Origin of the sequence: Mycobacterium sp. DBP42 (assembly GCF_005924235.1) — a bacterium.
GTDB classification, from domain to species: Bacteria; Actinomycetota; Actinomycetes; order Mycobacteriales; family Mycobacteriaceae; genus Mycobacterium; species Mycobacterium syngnathidarum.
Map to the genome: position 1 here is coordinate 74,658 of NZ_VCMY01000003.1, position 16,036 is coordinate 90,693.

At 66.2% G+C, this 16,036-nt stretch carries 16 protein-coding genes; 8 read left to right on the top strand and 8 right to left on the bottom strand.

The window, feature by feature from the left end; translation table 11 throughout:
- Positions 1 to 43: 43 nt before the first annotated feature.
- From E0T84_RS04515 to E0T84_RS04525, 3 genes are all read right to left on the bottom strand, one after another.
- The gene (locus E0T84_RS04515; protein ID WP_138743913.1) at positions 44 to 2,035 is read right to left on the bottom strand and encodes an OPT family oligopeptide transporter; all 1,992 of its coding nucleotides are present in this window, start codon (positions 2,033 to 2,035) and stop codon (positions 44 to 46) included.
- 100 nt (positions 2,036 to 2,135) lie between these two features.
- Positions 2,136 to 2,669, bottom strand: a complete 534-nt coding sequence (locus tag E0T84_RS04520; protein ID WP_138743914.1) for a GNAT family N-acetyltransferase — start codon at positions 2,667 to 2,669, stop codon at positions 2,136 to 2,138.
- 9 nt (positions 2,670 to 2,678) lie between these two features.
- On the bottom strand, positions 2,679 to 2,978 hold the full coding sequence (locus E0T84_RS04525) for a DUF1778 domain-containing protein (RefSeq protein WP_138743915.1): 300 nt from the start codon (positions 2,976 to 2,978) through the stop codon (positions 2,679 to 2,681).
- Between the two features lie 128 nt (positions 2,979 to 3,106).
- On the opposite strand from E0T84_RS04525, the gene E0T84_RS04530 reads away from it, so the two are divergent.
- The 4 genes from E0T84_RS04530 (at position 3,107) to cax (ending at position 8,105) form a co-directional block, all read left to right on the top strand.
- On the top strand, positions 3,107 to 4,063 hold the full coding sequence (locus E0T84_RS04530; RefSeq protein ID WP_371725696.1) for a mechanosensitive ion channel family protein: 957 nt from the start codon (positions 3,107 to 3,109) through the stop codon (positions 4,061 to 4,063).
- A gap of 60 nt (positions 4,064 to 4,123) precedes the next feature.
- The gene (locus tag E0T84_RS04535; protein ID WP_070187408.1) at positions 4,124 to 4,531 is read left to right on the top strand and encodes a hypothetical protein; all 408 of its coding nucleotides are present in this window, start codon (positions 4,124 to 4,126) and stop codon (positions 4,529 to 4,531) included.
- A gap of 114 nt (positions 4,532 to 4,645) precedes the next feature.
- Complete coding sequence (locus E0T84_RS04540; protein WP_138743917.1) at positions 4,646 to 6,982, top strand: esterase-like activity of phytase family protein; 2,337 nt, start codon at positions 4,646 to 4,648, stop codon at positions 6,980 to 6,982.
- 46 nt (positions 6,983 to 7,028) lie between these two features.
- Positions 7,029 to 8,105 carry a calcium/proton exchanger gene (gene cax, locus E0T84_RS04545; RefSeq protein ID WP_138743918.1) on the top strand — a complete coding sequence of 359 codons (1,077 nt, stop codon included), beginning with the start codon at positions 7,029 to 7,031 and terminating at the stop codon, positions 8,103 to 8,105.
- Positions 8,106 to 8,115: 10 nt separating this feature from the next.
- On the opposite strand, the gene E0T84_RS04550 is transcribed toward cax, so the two are convergent.
- Positions 8,116 to 8,481 (bottom strand): hypothetical protein, encoded by a 366-nt coding sequence (locus E0T84_RS04550; protein ID WP_138743919.1) that lies wholly within the window; start codon positions 8,479 to 8,481, stop codon positions 8,116 to 8,118.
- A gap of 186 nt (positions 8,482 to 8,667) precedes the next feature.
- On the opposite strand from E0T84_RS04550, the gene E0T84_RS04555 reads away from it, so the two are divergent.
- Positions 8,668 to 9,360: an LpqN/LpqT family lipoprotein gene (locus E0T84_RS04555; protein ID WP_070187420.1), complete on the top strand. Its 693-nt coding sequence runs from the start codon at positions 8,668 to 8,670 to the stop codon at positions 9,358 to 9,360.
- A 77-nt stretch (positions 9,361 to 9,437) separates the two neighbouring features.
- On the opposite strand, the gene E0T84_RS04560 is transcribed toward E0T84_RS04555, so the two are convergent.
- The 3 genes from E0T84_RS04560 to E0T84_RS04570 are packed head-to-tail and all read right to left on the bottom strand — an operon-like array spanning position 9,438 to position 11,719.
- On the bottom strand, positions 9,438 to 11,072 hold the full coding sequence (locus E0T84_RS04560) for a peptide chain release factor 3 (RefSeq protein ID WP_138743920.1): 1,635 nt from the start codon (positions 11,070 to 11,072) through the stop codon (positions 9,438 to 9,440).
- 60 nt (positions 11,073 to 11,132) lie between these two features.
- Positions 11,133 to 11,516, bottom strand: a complete 384-nt coding sequence (locus tag E0T84_RS04565) for a type II toxin-antitoxin system death-on-curing family toxin (RefSeq protein ID WP_070187413.1) — start codon at positions 11,514 to 11,516, stop codon at positions 11,133 to 11,135.
- The gene (locus E0T84_RS04570) at positions 11,513 to 11,719 is read right to left on the bottom strand and encodes a CopG family transcriptional regulator (RefSeq protein WP_070187414.1); all 207 of its coding nucleotides are present in this window, start codon (positions 11,717 to 11,719) and stop codon (positions 11,513 to 11,515) included. Before E0T84_RS04570 ends, E0T84_RS04565 begins: the two co-directional genes overlap by 4 nt.
- A 52-nt stretch (positions 11,720 to 11,771) precedes the next feature.
- On the opposite strand from E0T84_RS04570, the gene E0T84_RS04575 reads away from it, so the two are divergent.
- Both E0T84_RS04575 and E0T84_RS04580 read left to right on the top strand, forming a co-directional pair.
- The gene (locus E0T84_RS04575; RefSeq protein WP_138743921.1) at positions 11,772 to 12,305 is read left to right on the top strand and encodes a TIGR00730 family Rossman fold protein; all 534 of its coding nucleotides are present in this window, start codon (positions 11,772 to 11,774) and stop codon (positions 12,303 to 12,305) included.
- A gap of 137 nt (positions 12,306 to 12,442) precedes the next feature.
- The gene (locus E0T84_RS04580) at positions 12,443 to 13,699 is read left to right on the top strand and encodes an Ig-like domain-containing protein (protein WP_138743922.1); all 1,257 of its coding nucleotides are present in this window, start codon (positions 12,443 to 12,445) and stop codon (positions 13,697 to 13,699) included.
- Between the two features lie 12 nt (positions 13,700 to 13,711).
- Here the strand turns inward: E0T84_RS04580 and E0T84_RS04585 are convergent, their stop codons facing one another.
- Positions 13,712 to 14,467 carry a sensor domain-containing protein gene (locus E0T84_RS04585; protein ID WP_171054915.1) on the bottom strand — a complete coding sequence of 252 codons (756 nt, stop codon included), beginning with the start codon at positions 14,465 to 14,467 and terminating at the stop codon, positions 13,712 to 13,714.
- Positions 14,468 to 14,721: 254 nt separating this feature from the next.
- Here E0T84_RS04585 and E0T84_RS04590 point away from each other — a divergent pair, with 254 nt between their 5' ends.
- The gene (locus tag E0T84_RS04590) at positions 14,722 to 16,026 is read left to right on the top strand and encodes a hypothetical protein (protein ID WP_138743924.1); all 1,305 of its coding nucleotides are present in this window, start codon (positions 14,722 to 14,724) and stop codon (positions 16,024 to 16,026) included.
- The last annotated feature ends 10 nt before the right edge of the window (positions 16,027 to 16,036 follow it).

Here is a 16,036-nt window from a genome sequence, read left to right on the forward strand (position 1 = left end):
TCAGGGTCCGGGTTGCGGCCGTCTGCTCGGGCGACGGCGACGACTACGCCCCCGAAGACACGGGCAACTCGCGCGCAGAGATCTTCTGCGTCCGCTTGTAGAGCCACATGAGAACAGCTGCGAATGCCACGATCCCGATGATCTCGGCCGGCGTCCCGTCATTCCCGGGGAAGATCGCGAACGGGTCGTCGCTTCCGGTTCCGGCGACGAACCCGGCGAACACCACGCCGTAGAGACTCTCGCCGACAATCATGCCGGTGGCCAGCAGCACCCCGAGCCGCTTCTTGCGCGCAATGCTGGTCTCGGTACCGCCGTGATGGTCAGCCCACTTGTTGTAGAAGAACCCCAGCAGCGAACCGAGCGGGATGATCAGGGTCAGGCTCATCGGCAGGTACATCCCCATCCCGACCGCCAGCGGTGGCAGGCTGAACCGCGAAGTGCGGGTGAGGATCTCGTCGACAACCACGATCACCACCCCGATCGCCGCGCCCAGCCCGATCAGCGACCAGTCCAGGGAACCGCCGAACACGCCCTTGGCCAGCGACGAGATCAGCGCGGCCTGCGGTGCGGCCAACGCGTGATCGGTGGCGCCCGGCGCGCCCAGGAACCCGAAGGCGCGTTGCATCAGGTCGAGCACCGGCGGGATGATCGCCGAGCCGAACAGCACCCCAATCACCAACGCCACCTGCTGTTTCCACGGTGTGGCGCCGACCAGCTGGCCGGTCTTGAGGTCTTGCAGGTTGTCGTTGGAGATGGTGGCCACCCCGAAGGTGATGGCCGCGACGAACAGCGTGAAGGCCACCAGGGCCAGCGACCCGTCATCGGTGGTAGGGCCGTACACCAGCTTGATCAGCAACGCGGCGATCATCACCGTGAGGATGCCGACGCCGGAGATGGGGCTGTTCGACGAGCCGATCAGGCCGGCCATGTAGCCGCACACCGCGGCGATCACCAGGCCGACGAGGAAGATGAACACCAGGCTGGCCGCGATGATCCCGGCTGCGGTGCCGTGCAGGATGGTGCTGTGGCTGAAATCCCACAGCAGCACGGCAATTGGAGCCAGCATCGCCACCACGATGCCCACCACGATGGGGAACGGGATGTCGCGTTGGGTGATGTCGACGGCCTGGCCCTGGCGGCGGTCGCGGGCCGAAGCCAAGGCCTCGGTGATGCCCTTGATGATCGGGCGCAGGATCTTCAGCAGCGTCCACACCGCCGCCACCGCGATTGCCCCGGCCCCGATGAACCGCACCTCATGCACGAACACCCCGTCGATCACGTCGGCGACGGACGCGTCGGTCCCGAACGTACCGATGGTGCGGATCGGCAGCAGGATCCCGAACGAGATGACGAGCCCGACGAGCATCGCGATGCCCACGGTCATCCCGATCAGATGGCCCACCCCGACCAGTGCCAGTGACAGGCTGGCACCGAACATCGAGCCGCCGGCCCCGACCCGGAAGTACGCCGCGACATAGTTGGCGAGCACCTTGAGGTTGGCCAGCAGCGCGAACCCGGCCGACACCAGCGCACCGAACGCGATGATCCGGATGCCGACGCGGTTCTCTTCGACACCGCCGCGGCTGTCACCGACCTTGAGCACCTCGGCCGCGGCCACGCCCTCGGGGTAGGGCAGGTCCGAGCCGGTCACCAGGGCCCGGCGCAGCGGGATGGAGTACATCACGCCGAGGATGCCGCCGACCGCGCACACCGCGACCGTGATCCAGTACGGGAACCCGGTCCACCAGCCGATCATGATCAGCCCGGGCAGTACGAAGATGATCGCCGAGAGCGTGCCCGCCGCCGATGCGATGGTCTGCACGATGTTGTTCTCCACGATCGAGTGGTTGGCGAAATTGCGCAGCAGCGCCATCGAGATCACCGCGGCCGGGATCGCGGTGGCGAACGTCAGACCGACTTTGAGACCGAGGTAGACGTTTGCGGCGGTGAACACCAGCGTGATCGCCCCGCCGAGCAGGATCCCGCGGATGGTCAGTTCGCGCAGCGTCGGTGTGGTGGGTTCTGCGACGGCCAACGGGCTGTCCTCTCGGTTGCTGGTGCATACACGGTAGGCACTCGGCCGTCACGGCGCGGCGCGAACGGCTCAGTGAGACAGTCGACCGGCAGACCAGGACTCAGGACTGACCGTCAGGGACGTCATCAATGGCCGCCGCAATGGCTTTCAGCGGTAGGAACAGGTGAAACGGATCCACGGGGGATCGTATGAACTCGGCATGGTGGAGGTAGAAATCTCGCGCTGCTTCGTCCCGCGCGTGAACCAGCAACGCCGGGGCGGCTACTGACTGCGACAGCATCAAGACTCGTTGCAGCGCATCTCGAAGCAGGCCCCACCCCAACCCGTGGCCCTGCCACCGTCGGTCGACGGCCAGCCTTGCCAGCAGAAAACATGGCACAGCGGCGGGCGCTCGTTTGGCGATGGCTTCCGGAGCTGCGCTGCGCGCGTAGCCGGCGACGGTGATCGCGTAGTAACCGACAACGCGGCCGTCATGCGTACTGACGTAGGTTGTTGCGTTGTTCGCCCGCTGGTTCTGCCAGCTGCACTTCTCCAGCCACTCGTCAAGTTCGGTCGCACCCGATTCGAAACCAATGCGATCATGGGCTTTCGAAAGCTTTTGTGGTCGAGTGGGTTTGGCTGCGTGCGCGGGCACGGGTCGCCGTCAATCGGTCTCGGCGAATGGGCTGTCGCGATGCAGCAATCGACGAAGCTTCGGCACGGGCTCCAGCGGGGCGTCGAGCAGCGCCTGAAACTCATCCCACTGATGCTCGTCGGCGACGAACCATGCGCGGTCGGCCAGGACGCGTTCCGCGCGCTCCAGAACGCTGCCCAGGATGAAGTCGGTAACTGTGCTGTCCGTGGCCTCGGCGGCCTGACGGATGAGTTGTTGCTGCTTGGCGCTGGCGCGGAAGTTCAGACGCTGGTCACGGATCGACTTCGTGGGGGTGCTGTCACTTGTCATGGCCGCCTCGCTCGGTGCGTATGTATGTACAGTATACGTACACTTCTTCGTCATGGCCGCGCTACCGTGAATCGTTTTCGCGCATTCGACGCCTGCGTCAGCGCTGTCGTACGGTCGAAAGTGTGGAAATGTACAACCTGGCTTTTGAGTGGACGGAAACCAATCGACATTGGCTGATTGAGGTCCCCGTCAGGGTCGCGGCGTACATCGTCGTAGCGTTGATCATTCGATTTTTGCTGCATCGCATGATCGACCGTGCGACCACCGGCAGGGCCAAAAAGTCCGTTAGCGGCGAACTTGAGGGGCAAGCGAAGAAGCCGCCGCTGCTTCGCTATCTGCGGGACCGGGCGTCGGCGACGAATGTGGCCCGGGCGGCCGAACGCCGCCAGCAGCGGGCCCAGACCATCGGGTCGGTCCTCAAGTCCACCGCATCCATCGTGTTACTGGTGTGGGTGGTGTTGGCGATTCTGAGCGTGCTCGGCGTGAACATCGCGCCGTTCATCGCCTCGGCCGGCGTGGTTGGCCTCGCGATCGGTTTCGGCGCCCAGAACCTGGTGCGCGATTTCGTCAGCGGCGTGTTCATGCTGCTGGAGGACCAGTACGGCGTCGGTGACACCGTCGATGTCGGGGAGGTGATCGGAGAGGTGCAGAGCGTCGGGCTCCGGATCACCACCATCCGCGATATCGACGGCACGTTGTGGTACGTCCGCAACGGTGAGATCGCCCGCGTCGGCAACATGAGCCAGGACTACGCCGTGGCACGTATCGAGGTGCCGGTGGCCCTGACCGCCGATGTGGACCGCGCCCAGCAGGTGGCCGTCGAGGCCGCCGAGGACGTCATCGCCGACCCGTCGATGGCCGGCAAGGTCATCGGCGAACCGGAGATGCTCGGCGTGCAGTCGCTGGCAGCCGACCAGCTCACGCTGCGAATGACCCTCAAGACCCGGCCGAACGCGCAATGGTCGGTGCAACGCAAGCTGCGTCGGGAAATTCTGCGCGCCTACGACGAAAACGGAATCAACCTGCCCTACCCGCAGGGGCGCATTCACGCCGTCGTCGGCGGTCAGGAGACCGACGGCGCGTAATTGGCCGGGCCGATCAGCTCATCGCCGAAAATAACGACGGCCCTGAACTACGCTGATCGCATGGCTCGTGCCATTTTGGTGCTGCTGTCAGGGGTGGTGATCGCCGGACTCGCCGGCGTCGCCTCGCCGGTTGTCCACGCCGAGCCCGCACCGCCATGCGCCTTCACGCTGTCGCCACCGGCCGTCGTTCACGTCGACGGTGCCGCCATGGTCAGCGTGACGGTCTCACCCTCGGCGTGTGGAGCACCCGCAGACCCCCGTTTCAGCGTCGCCTGCGTGCAGCGTCAGGACAACGCCTCACCGGTGCAATGCAATCAGGGCCGGGGAACCCGACCGGCGGAGGTGTTGTCGCCCTACCGCCCCGGCGCTGCCTACGTGGCCACCGGCCGCGGGTGCGGCGGTTGGATGGGCATCGCCGAGATTGCCCCGCAGTGCCAGGTCCTCGGACCGCTCTCGGCATCGCTGTAGCCGGTGCGGCCTGCGGGTGAATCCGTTGCCGTGCGTTCATCTGTGAACTCCCCCCGGGTCATCTGTGCCAGGCAAGCTCGGGCGACGCATCAGCAGAACTGAAGAGGGTGACGAATGAGAACGGCACGGGCCGCAGCGGTGACCACCGTGGCAGCGCTGATCCTGGCGGGCTGCTCCACCGAGGACAACAAGCCGGGGGAGGGCGGACCGCAGACACCGAAGGCCACCTCGCCGATCGACTGGAATCTCGCGGCCCAAGACAGCTACCACCGCACCGCCACCTACCCGGTGTACCTCAACAGGCCTGCCGAAGATCCGGTGGAAAAGGAAACCGTCGCCGAGATCTCCACGGTCACCCCCGACGGCAACACGCTCATCTACACCGATGCCGCCGCCAAGCGCATCGGCTTCCTCGACATCACAGATCCCGCCAAACCGGTTGGCGCAGGCACGCTTTCCCTCGCCGAGCTGGGCCACAAGGATGACCAGCCCACCTCGGTGGCGGCGGTCGGCGAGTTCGTTCTCGTCGTCGTCGACACCACCGGCGGCGACTTCGCGCACCCGTCCGGTCGCGTCGACATCGTCCGCACCGGCGACCGCACCCGCGTGCACAGCATCGACCTGGGCGGCCAGCCCGACTCGATCGCGATCAGCCCCGACGGCAGCTTCGCCGCGATCGCCATGGAGAACCAACGCAACGAGGAGTTCACCCCGCCCGGCAAGGAGGAAGGCGATCTGCCCCAGCCGCCCGCCGGATTCGTGCAACTCATCGACCTCAAGGGCGCACCGGACACCTGGGCACCGCGCAAGGTCGACTTCGACGTCGAGGCCGCCCGCGCCGCCGGCCTGGACACCGCGCAAGACCTCGAACCCGAGTACGTCAGCATCAACTCCCGCGGCCAGGTCGCGGTGACGCTGCAGGAGAACAACGGCATCGCCGTCATCGACGGCCGCACCGGCACCGTCACCAAGATCTTCAGCGCCGGAAGCGAATCCGTCGACGCCATCGACACCAAAGAGGACAACACGCTCGACCAGACCGGCTCGATCAAAGACACCCCACGCGAACCCGATGCCATCGGCTGGATCGGCGACGATCACGTCGCCACCGCCAACGAGGGCGACTGGAAGGGCGGCACCCGCGGTTGGACGATCTTCGACGCGAGAACTGGCGAGGTCACCTGGGACGCCGGAAACTCCGTCGAGCAACTGGCGGTGCGCACCGGTCTGCACATCGAAAGCCGGGCCGAGGCCAAGGGACCGGAACCGGAAGGCCTGGCCATCACCGACATCGGTGGCCGGCCCACAGCGCTGATCGCATCGGAGCGCAGCAACTTCGTCGCCGTGTACGACGTCAGCGACCCCACGGCGCCGGTCTTCCGGCAGATCCTGCCCACCACCCCCGGCCCCGAAGGTGTGCTGCCGATCCCGGCGCGCAATCTGCTGGCCATCTCCTCAGAGGCCGACGACGCCGAGGAGCGGGTACGCGCCTCGGTGAATATCTACGGCTACGGCGAAACATTCGCCGGCACAGGCAAACCGAGCTTCCCCTCCATCGTCTCCGGCGACATCGACGGCAAACCGATCGGGTGGGGTGCGCTCGGCGCACTCACGGCTGACCCGAAGGACTCCCACCGGCTCTACACCGCAACCGACAGCGCCTACGGCCCCGCCCGCATCCTCGGCGTCGACGTGGCACAACATCCGGCGCTGATCGACACCGAGCTGGCGATCACCGAAGACGGCAAGCCCGTCACCCTCGACACCGAGGGCATATCGGCCCGCACCGACGGCGGATTCATCCTGGCGGTGGAAGGCGAAGACGGGCCCGGTAACCAGCTCGTCTACGTTGCCGCCGACGGCAGAATCGAGAAACGGGTAGCGCTGCCCAACGACATCGCCGCGCAACTCGGCAGCAACGGACTGGAAGGTGTTGCCCTCCAGCCGAACAGCGCAGGAGACTCGGTCTGGGTGGCGCTGCAACGCGAACTCAAATCCGATCCCAAAGGCGTCGTCCGCATCGGGCGCTACACCCCGGACGGGGACAGGTGGGAATGGTTCGGCTATCAGCTGGACCCCACCGGCGCCAAGGATGACTGGATCGGCAACTCCGAGATCACCGTCCACGACGGCGAATTGTTGCTCCTCGAACGCGACAAACTCAACGGCCCCGACGCGCGCGTGAAAGCGCTGTATCGGGTGGCGATCCCCGACGGCCAAGGCGTGGCTACGGCCGCCGAGAAACCGCAGGTGCTGCCGAAGACGTTGGCCCGCAACCTGGTGCCCGATCTGCAGGCCACCAACGGCTATGTCCAGGAGAAGGTCGAGGGCGTCGCCATCGCCGGAAACCAGAACCTGTACGTGATCACCGACAACGACGGGCTCGACGACGCCAATGGGGAAACCGTCCTCCTCGAACTCGGCCCGGTGGCCGAAGCGCTGAAGGGGTAGCGTCGGTTCGGCCCCCGAGCCGGGTCGACATGACAAGATGGCGCCCATGGGGACGGCACTCATCCGATCCGACAAGCTGTTGATCTTCGGTGGACTTGCCATCTGCGTGGTGGCGGGGCTGTCCCATTACGGTGGCTGGCCGCACCTGGTCGGCTTCGTTCTCAGCGCGCTGGCGGTCACCGTGCTGGCCTCCCTCGTCGGCCTGGCAGTCGAACAGCTCGGCGACCGGTTCGGCCCCGGCGCAACCGGAGTGCTGCAATCCGCGCTGGGCAATCTGCCGGAGCTGTTCATCTGCATCTTCGCGCTCAAGGCCGGGCTGGTCGACGTGGTGCGGGCCGCGTTGATCGGCTCCATCCTGGCCAACCTGCTGCTCGTGCTGGGCTTGGCGTTCCTGGTCGGCGGGCTGAAACATGGCCCGCAGAAGCTCGGCTCCGCTCAGGTCCGGACCATCCTGGTGCTGATGGTGCTTTCGGTCACCGCCATGGCGATCCCGTCGATCGCGCACGAGGTGCACGCCCCCGCCTCCGAACACGAAGTGTCCTTCTCGATGATCGTGTCGGTTGTCCTGCTGGTGCTGTTCGCGCTGTCGTTGCCGTATTCCTTGAGCCGGGACAAGAACAAGACCACTACCCCTGCGCCACAACCGGATAAAGAGGCGCCGCGCTGGCCGGTCGGGTTGGCGATCGGCATGCTGGCCATCGCGGGTGCGGCGGCGGCGTTCGTATCGGACTGGTTTGTCGACGCGCTCGAGCCGGCCATGGACTCGCTCCACATCTCGCAGGCCTTCGCCGGTCTGGTGATCGTGGCCATCGCAGGCAACGCCGTCGAGAATGTCGTCGGCGTGCAGTTGGCCGCCAAAAACCAGGCCGAGTACGCGTTTTCGCTCATCCTGAACAGCCCCATCCAGATCGCCCTGGTGCTGGCCCCGGTACTGGTGTTGGTCAGTCAGGTCTTCGGGCTCGCGTCACTGACCCTGGTGTTCGGGCCCATGCTGATCGTTGCGCTGCTGGTCGCCGTCGTCCTGGCGGCGATCATCGCATTCGACGGGGAGTCGACGTGGTTGGAAGGCGCGGCGCTGATCGGGCTGTACTGCATCATCGCCGCGTCGTTCTGGTGGGGCTGACGGCCGCGGCTCAGACCAGGAACGCCAGCCAGTAGCCGATCGGGATCATCCCGAAATACCCGGCGATCCCGACCGGGATCCCGATCAACGGTGTCCACTTCCGCCATGCGGCCACCGCCGCGCCCGCCACGGCCACGACGGTGCCGGCCACCAAACACATCCACGGAATCCACACGAGGACGTTCTGGCCGGCCGCCGACAGTTCGCAGACCTTCTCGGTGACGCCTTCGTGACAGGGGTCGGTCGCCATCGCCAGCGGCAACATCAGCACTGCCGCCGCCACGAACCCCACCAGGCCCATGGCGGTGAGCAACCCGACGAACCACGCCCAGTGCTTGCCATCCCGGGCGCCGGCGCGGGGTGCCGGATCGGCCATCGACTCACCATACCGGCCGTGCCACCGGACAACCTGCACAAATAGCGGCACATCGGACAGGTCGAAAGGCCGCCGCCATCAGGAATATTTCTGTCATGGCGATGGGTCGCCGGCCGTTAGGGTTCCAGGAAGATCGCCAATGGCTGCGGTCCGTGGTCCAGAGAGTGGAGAGATTTGGTCATGGAGATGGCACACCGATCTGCGCGCCGCGCGGCTGCGTTGCTCGTTCTCGTCGGGTCGCTGTCGGCGTGCAGCAGCGAGAAGCCCGCGTCGGTCGAGGACCTCATCAAAGACCACGTGCCCAGCCCGGTGAGGACACCGACCGCTCCAGTGGGCGATGCCATGGGAGATCCGAACGCCTGCGCACAATTCGACGGGCCGCTGTTCGACATACCGGGTCGAGGCGCCGCCGAGCCGCAACTGCGGGTCCCCCAAGCGGCAGGCTGGAACCGCAGCACCAAACTCGACAGCGAGGTCATCCGGTTCGTCCTGGTCAACACCGACCTCACGGCAAATCAGTTCGCACCTAACATCGTGGTCACGCTGGAGGACGCCCCCAAGGCTGATGTTCAGACCATTTTCACGCAACAACACGCCAACCTGGTGAAGTTGGCGGGGGCGAAGGACCTCGCATTCGAGCCGGCGACGGTGTGCGGGCTGCCCGCCGAGACCATCACATTCACGGCTGATCCGTCTGGCCCCGGCGCACACAGTCGCGTGGTGACCGTGTTGTCGGTGCCTACCAGCGTCGGCGGCCACCAGTACCTGGTCACAGCAACCGTGCAGACAACCGACCCGGACAGTCCGACGTATCAGCACGACGCCAAAACTCTCCTGGATGGATTCCAGGTGCTGCCGCCTGAACGCGGTGCACCGTGACGGGCCCACCCCTGCTCAGTAAAGGCTCATAATCGGTTGTGCTGCAGGGGTTTACTGCGAGATCACCGGGATCGCGCTTACCCCTCCGCGGCCACCAACGATCCGAGCTTGATGTCGGGGTTGTCGCGCTGGAAACCCTCCAGCCGCCACGGCGTCGAGAACAGCACGAGCATGACGCCGTCGGTACGCGTCAACACCTCACAGGAGACCTGCTTGTTGACGAACTCGGCGTCCTCGGGCAAGACCACCCGCGCCACCTGATACGGCAGGGACTCCAACGCGACGGGCGCGCTCAGTTCGGTGGCCATCCGGTGGGCCGCCACCTCGAACTGCATCGGCCCGACGGCGGCGAACACCGGCGCCTGCTCGCCACGCTTGTCCGAGCGCAGCACCTGCACCACGCCTTCCTGCTCGAGCTGCTCGATTCCCTTGCGGAACTGCTTGTGCTTGCTGGGATCGGTGCCGCGGGCGACCGCGAAGTGCTCGGGAGAAAAGCTCGGGATCGGCGGATACACCACCGGGATGTCGCGGTACAGGGTGTCGCCGGGGCGCAGTGCGGCAGCGTTGGCCAATCCGATCACATCGCCGGGCCAGGCGTCGTCGAGCGTGGAGCGCTGCTGACCGAACACCGACTGCGCGTACTTGGTGACGAACGGCTTACCGGTGGCCGCGTGGGTGAGCACGTCGCCGCGCTCGAACGTCCCCGACACCACCCGCGCATAGGCGATCCGATCGCGGTGCGAGGTATCCATACCGGCCTGGACCTTGAACACGAATGCGCTGAACGGGGAGTCCACCGCCCGGCGGTTGCCGTCGACATCGACCGACCCGCTGGGCGCCGGAGCCAGCTCGACCAGCACATCGAGCAACTGGTTCACGCCGAAGTTCAACGCCGCGGAGGTGAACAGCACCGGGGAGGACTCGCCGGACAGGAACGTCTCGCGGTCGTAGTCGGACCCGTCTGCCGACAGCAGCTCGGATTCCTCCACCGCGGTGTCCCAGTCATCGCCGGCGGCTGCGTGCGCGTCGGCGGCCGCGATGTGCTCCTCGGGCGCGGCGGTGGCCCCGCCTGCGGTGCGGGTGAACCGGATGAACTTGCTCTCCCGGCGATCCATCACGCCCTTGAAGTCCCCGGCGATACCGACCGGCCAGGTCAGGGGAGTGGTGCGCAGCCCGATCCGCTCATGGATCTCGTCCATCAACTCCAGGGCGTGCCGGCCCGGGCGGTCCCACTTGTTGATCACCGTGATGATCGGGATGCCGCGGTGCTTACACACCTGGAACAGCTTGAGGGTCTGGGGCTCAAGACCTTTCGCGGCGTCGATGAGCATGACCGCACAGTCCACCGCGGTCAGCACCCGGTAGGTGTCCTCGGAGAAGTCGGCGTGGCCCGGGGTGTCGAGCAGGTTGATGACGCAGTCGCGGTACGGGAACTGCAGCGCCGTGGAGGTGATCGAGATGCCGCGCGCCTTCTCCATGTCCATCCAGTCCGACACCGTCGACTTGCGGCCGGCCTTGCCGTGGATCGCGCCGGCCTCGTTGATCACCCGGGCGTGCAGCGCGAGCGCCTCGGTCAGCGTGGACTTACCGGCGTCCGGGTGGCTGATGACGGCGAAGGTGCGGCGGCGGGCCGCCTCGGCGGCGATCTTGGCAGCTTGGGCGGTGTTGGCGGCTTGGGGAACCAGGGCGTCATCGAGTGCTTTGTCGGTCATCTCGACTAGCGATGGTATGGGGATTGAGGGGTAAATCAGTAATTGAGCGGTCGGTGTCAGCTATTCGGAAGGGTCGCTCCACGCGCGAAGCTGCTCGGCGATGTCGTCCAGGTTGGGCTCTTCGCCCGTCGCCACTCGGATCACGAAATCGAAGCGGTCATCTTCGGGCGCCGTGATCCACCGATCGTTGATACCGAGGAAAGTCAGGCACGCCGTCCACGCCAGCCTCTTGTCGCCGTCGACAAGCGCGCGGTTGCGGGCCAGGGAATGCAGCAGTGCCGCGGCTTTGAGGTGCAGGTCCGGGTAGGCGTCTTCGCCGAACACCGACGCCCGCGGCCGCGCCAGCGCCGATTCGAGCAACCCGTAGTCCCCGACCTTGACGTCGACTCCCACTGCACGACGCGCAATCTCGAGCAGGTCGTCGAGATCCAGGTACTCGATCACGCGTCCTTCAGGCGCTCCAGAACTCCGGCCTCCTCGGCCACCACCCGATCCAGAACGGATGAAAGCTTGGCCTGGTGCGCGCGTCGGGCGATGTATTCGTCAATCGCCGACAGCGCAACGGCCTGCATCGATCGTCCTTCGGCGGCAGCCTGCTGTCGAAGTGCCTCTGTCTGCGCGTCACTCGTCCTCAGAGTCATGCCCATGACGCGATGATACCGGTTTGATACCACTCCGGCGAAGGCATGATCGTTCGTGATGAACATCTGCGTCTTCCTGTCCGCCGCCGACCTCGACCACCGCTACACCGAACCGGCGCGCGCATTCGCCGAACTCCTCGGCAAGGCAGGCCACACGCTGGTGTGGGGCGGCTCCGACAAAGGACTGATGAAGGTTGTGGCCGACGGGGTGCAGAACAGCGGTGGCCGGCTGATCGGGATCTCGGTCGAGTTCCTGCGACAGCAGGCCCGGGGCGATGCCGACGAGATGGTGTTCACCGCGGACCTCGCCGAGCGCAAGGCGACGCTGCTGGCGCGCTCCGACGCACTGGTGGTGATGGCCGGGGGCCTGGGCACCCTCGACGAAGCCACCGAAATCTTGGAGCTGCGCAAACACCGGCGCCACGACAAACCCGTGGTGCTGCTGAACACCGCCGGCTTCTACGACGGCCTGGTGATCCAGCTGCGACGGATGGAGCAGGACGGCTTCCTGCCCCTGCCGCTGGAAGATCTGGTCTACGTCACCGAGGAACCCGCGGCGGCGATGACGTACTTGCAGAACGTCGTTACCTGAAGCAACGACCCGATCACGACTCGCGCACACGCAGTGGCCGTTGTGCCGAAGAACAGGTGGCCCGGCTACGATTGAGGCACCGATCGGCTTCCGATCACGGACACGGATCAATCAGGCCCTCGCCGAACCACATTGGAGTGATGTTGACGTCTGTTCGTCGTGCCTACCTTGCGGTCGCACTTGCTGTGCTGGCCGTATCGGGTGGTGTCGTTGTCTCGGCCCTGCCGGACTGCGCCGAGCACTGTCAGACGTTGGCCGCGCCGCCACAAGGCATCCCGCAGCCCTCACCCACCGAGCCGGCCAGATTGACCATCACCCCCAGGCCTGACGCCGAGGTCGACCCACTGGCCCGGGTCATGGTCACCGCCGATACCGGCACCGTGGCGAGGGTGACGATGCTCAACGACGCCGGCAAAGAGATTCCAGGCGTCCTCACCCCCGATGCCAGGACCTGGAAGCCGACCACCACACTCGGCTACGGCCGCACCTACACCCTGAAGGTCGATGCGCGCGGCCCGGGCGGGATGCCGACCCGCAGGACCACCACCTTCTCCACCGTGACCCCCGGTTACCAGGCCCGCGTCTACCTCAACGGCACGAACTACAGCCCGCTGCAGGACGGCGCCACCTACGGAGTCGGCATGGTGATCGTCGCGCGCTTCGACGAGCCGGTCACCGACAAAGCCACCGCCGAGAACCGGATGAAGGTGATCACCGAGCCCAAGGCCCTCGGCTCGTGGAACTGGATCGACGACCAGACCGCGCACTGGCGTCCGCAGAAGTACTACGCCCCGGGCACCAAGGTCACCGTCGACGCCGGCATCTACGGCGCCAAACTCGGCGACGACCTCTACGGCGCGCAAGACGAGAAGGTGTCGTTCACCATCGGCGCCTCGCACGTCACCATCGCCGACGACACCGACAAGCAGGTCAGGGTCTACGACAACGGCAAGCTCGTACGCACCATGCCCACCTCCATGGGCATGGGCGGCACCGAAACCGTCGGCGGCACCACGATGAGCTTCTGGACCCCGCGCGGCATCTACACCGTGATGGACAAGGCCAACCCGGTGGTCATGGACTCCTCGACCTACGGCCTGCCGGTCAACTCGCGGCTCGGCTACAAGACGACGATCCCGTGGGCCACCCGCATCAGCATCGACGGCATCTACCTGCACCAGCTGAACTCGACGATCTGGGCCCAGGGCAAGGAGAACGTCAGCCACGGCTGCCTGAACCTCAGCGGCGAGAACGCCGAGTGGTTCTACAACTTCTCCGTGCCCGGCGACATCGTCGAGATCCGCAACACCGGCGGCGACCCGCTCAAGATGACCAACAACGGCGACTGGTCGGTGCCCTGGACCGAATGGGTCAAGGGCAGCGCGCTGCGCTGAGGCCCGCCACACCTACTTCGGTGCGGGCAGTTTGGCGGCGATGCGGTCGATGACCTGATTGGCCTGCGCCTGCGAATCGCCGTCACCGCACACGATCGACTCGACGACGGCGTTCCCGCGGGCCATGACGGCGTGGTAGCAGTTGCGGGCCGGCGCTTCCTGACGTGCGATACCGCCGCCACCGCGAGCGGTGTCGCGGCGCGGGTCGGAAAGGGCTTCCGGGTTTTCGGCGGTGACCGGCCCGGCCGTCCAATGCTGGGTGACGTCCTTGGCGGTGGTGGTGAACACGACACCCTCGTGGCACTGCTCGTCGTTGATCATCCGGACCGTGTTGCCGGCCACCCGCAGTGCCTGACGTCCGGCCTGCGGCCACACCGGTGAGGTCTGCGGAAACACCTGGATCAGCTGGGCGGCCGACTGGCCCCGCGTGCCGCGGTTGTCGTCACCCGCCACGGCCTGATAGCCGTCGGCACCCACCGCCTCCTGGAACTGCAGGCGGGCCGCGCAGTCACGGGGCTCGATGCCATTCGAAGACTGCCCGGGCTGAGTGAAGGTGGCGGTCTGCTGCACGTCGGTGTCACCGATGATCTCACCCAGTTCACCAGGGCCCAGGAGTGCCGCACGCGCCACGGTGGCCGGATCCGCCGCTGCCGGGGCCGGAGCCTGCGCGGCCGAGGACGTCGGAGCCGCCTCGGACGACTCGGCCGAACCATCGACACTCTGTGAACATCCTGCCAACAGCAGAACCGTTCCAAGCAAACCCACCACTGCCCGCACCGCGCCCCCTCGTCGTGTTCGGTCGATCGTGTCGATCTTGCCCTAGGTTCCCGGGGTACGAACGCGGCAATCTGCTCATTCGGCAGCCGGGGCGATCAGGAAATTAGTGCCTGTGAACCCCGCCAGCTGCGGTTAGGATTCTCACGGTCACCGCCGTGTGGCTACCAGACACCGCGCGCAGGTCTGGTCGGTGGTGAGGATTCGGGGGATGCGGTGCGGTCCATGCTGATCGTTGGGACGAGCTCGTGACAGGCGGGGGCTTCGGTGGCCCGGGCCCGTTCGGCAGCCAACCGGGCCCGGGCCCGCAAGGACCACCACCACCACAGCAATCGGGCTGGGGCGCCAACCCCGGGCCGCAGTACCCGCAGGGGCCCGCAGGTGGGCAGCAGTTCGGTGCGCCGCCACTGCCCCCGCCCCCGGCCCCCGTCCCGCAGTGGGGCGCCGGTCCACCGCAGCCGGGTCCGTACGGCGCCCCACCACAGTTCGCCGGTGGTGGCCCCGGATATATCCCGATGCCCACCCCCAAGCCTGCGCGCAAACCATTCCTGAGGCTTCCGTCCACCAAGCGGGGCCGCCGGATCCTGCTCGGCGCGGGCGCCGGCGTCGTGGCGGTAGCACTGATCGTCGGTGGCGTCGTGGTGTTCAGCGGCGGCGGTGAGTACGACGGCGGCACCGGTAAAGCCGGCGAGGCGGTGACGGCCTATTTGGAGGCCTTGCAGCGTGGCGATGCGAAGACAGCGTTGTCGCTGGGCCGCGATCAACCGCCGGACACCTCGATGCTCACCGACGAGATCCTCAAAAAGCAGATGGAGAAGTTCCCCATCACCGACGTCAAGATTCTCGGCGACATCCCCACGACCAGCGGCGGTGCCATGGTGCACGTCATCGCGAAAGTCGGAGGCGTCGACAGCGACGAGCGCATCGTGCTGGAAAAGCCGCCACCAGGGCAGGGGTGGAAGTTGGATTCGGCGGCGATGTCAGTCGAATTCAAGATCGACGACATGAATCCCGATCTGGCCAAGTCCATCACGGTCTGGGACAAGCCTGTTCCCAAGAGCGGCAAGGCTTATGTGTTCCCCGGACTGGTCGAGATGGGTAGTTCGAACCCGGCCCTGGAGGTGGACAACTCGCCGGCCGTGGGCAACGCCGACCCGACTCTGTATGAGATCTCGACCATGAGCAGAGTGGTCTACCCCGACATCAAGGTCAGCGACGACGGCCGCCAGATTGTGCGGGACGAGTTGAAGAAGGCGTTGGAAAAGTGCGCCGAGAGCAGCAGTCTCGAGCCGCCGAAATGCCCGAACAAGGCCGCTCGGTCCGACTTCGTGCCCGACTCCGCGCAATGGACAGCTCCGTCCGACCTCGACGCCATCACCATCAACTTCATGGATGAGAAGACGGGCAAGGTCAAGATCATCGGCAACGCCGAATTCGGTATCTCCGTTCGCACCGAGTCGGGCTCGACGGAAACGGGGACGTTCTTGGCGTCCGTCTTCGGCACCGCCGACATGACCGAGAACCCGCCCGTAATCGATTTCGACAGAGCCTGAGCGCGGAGAA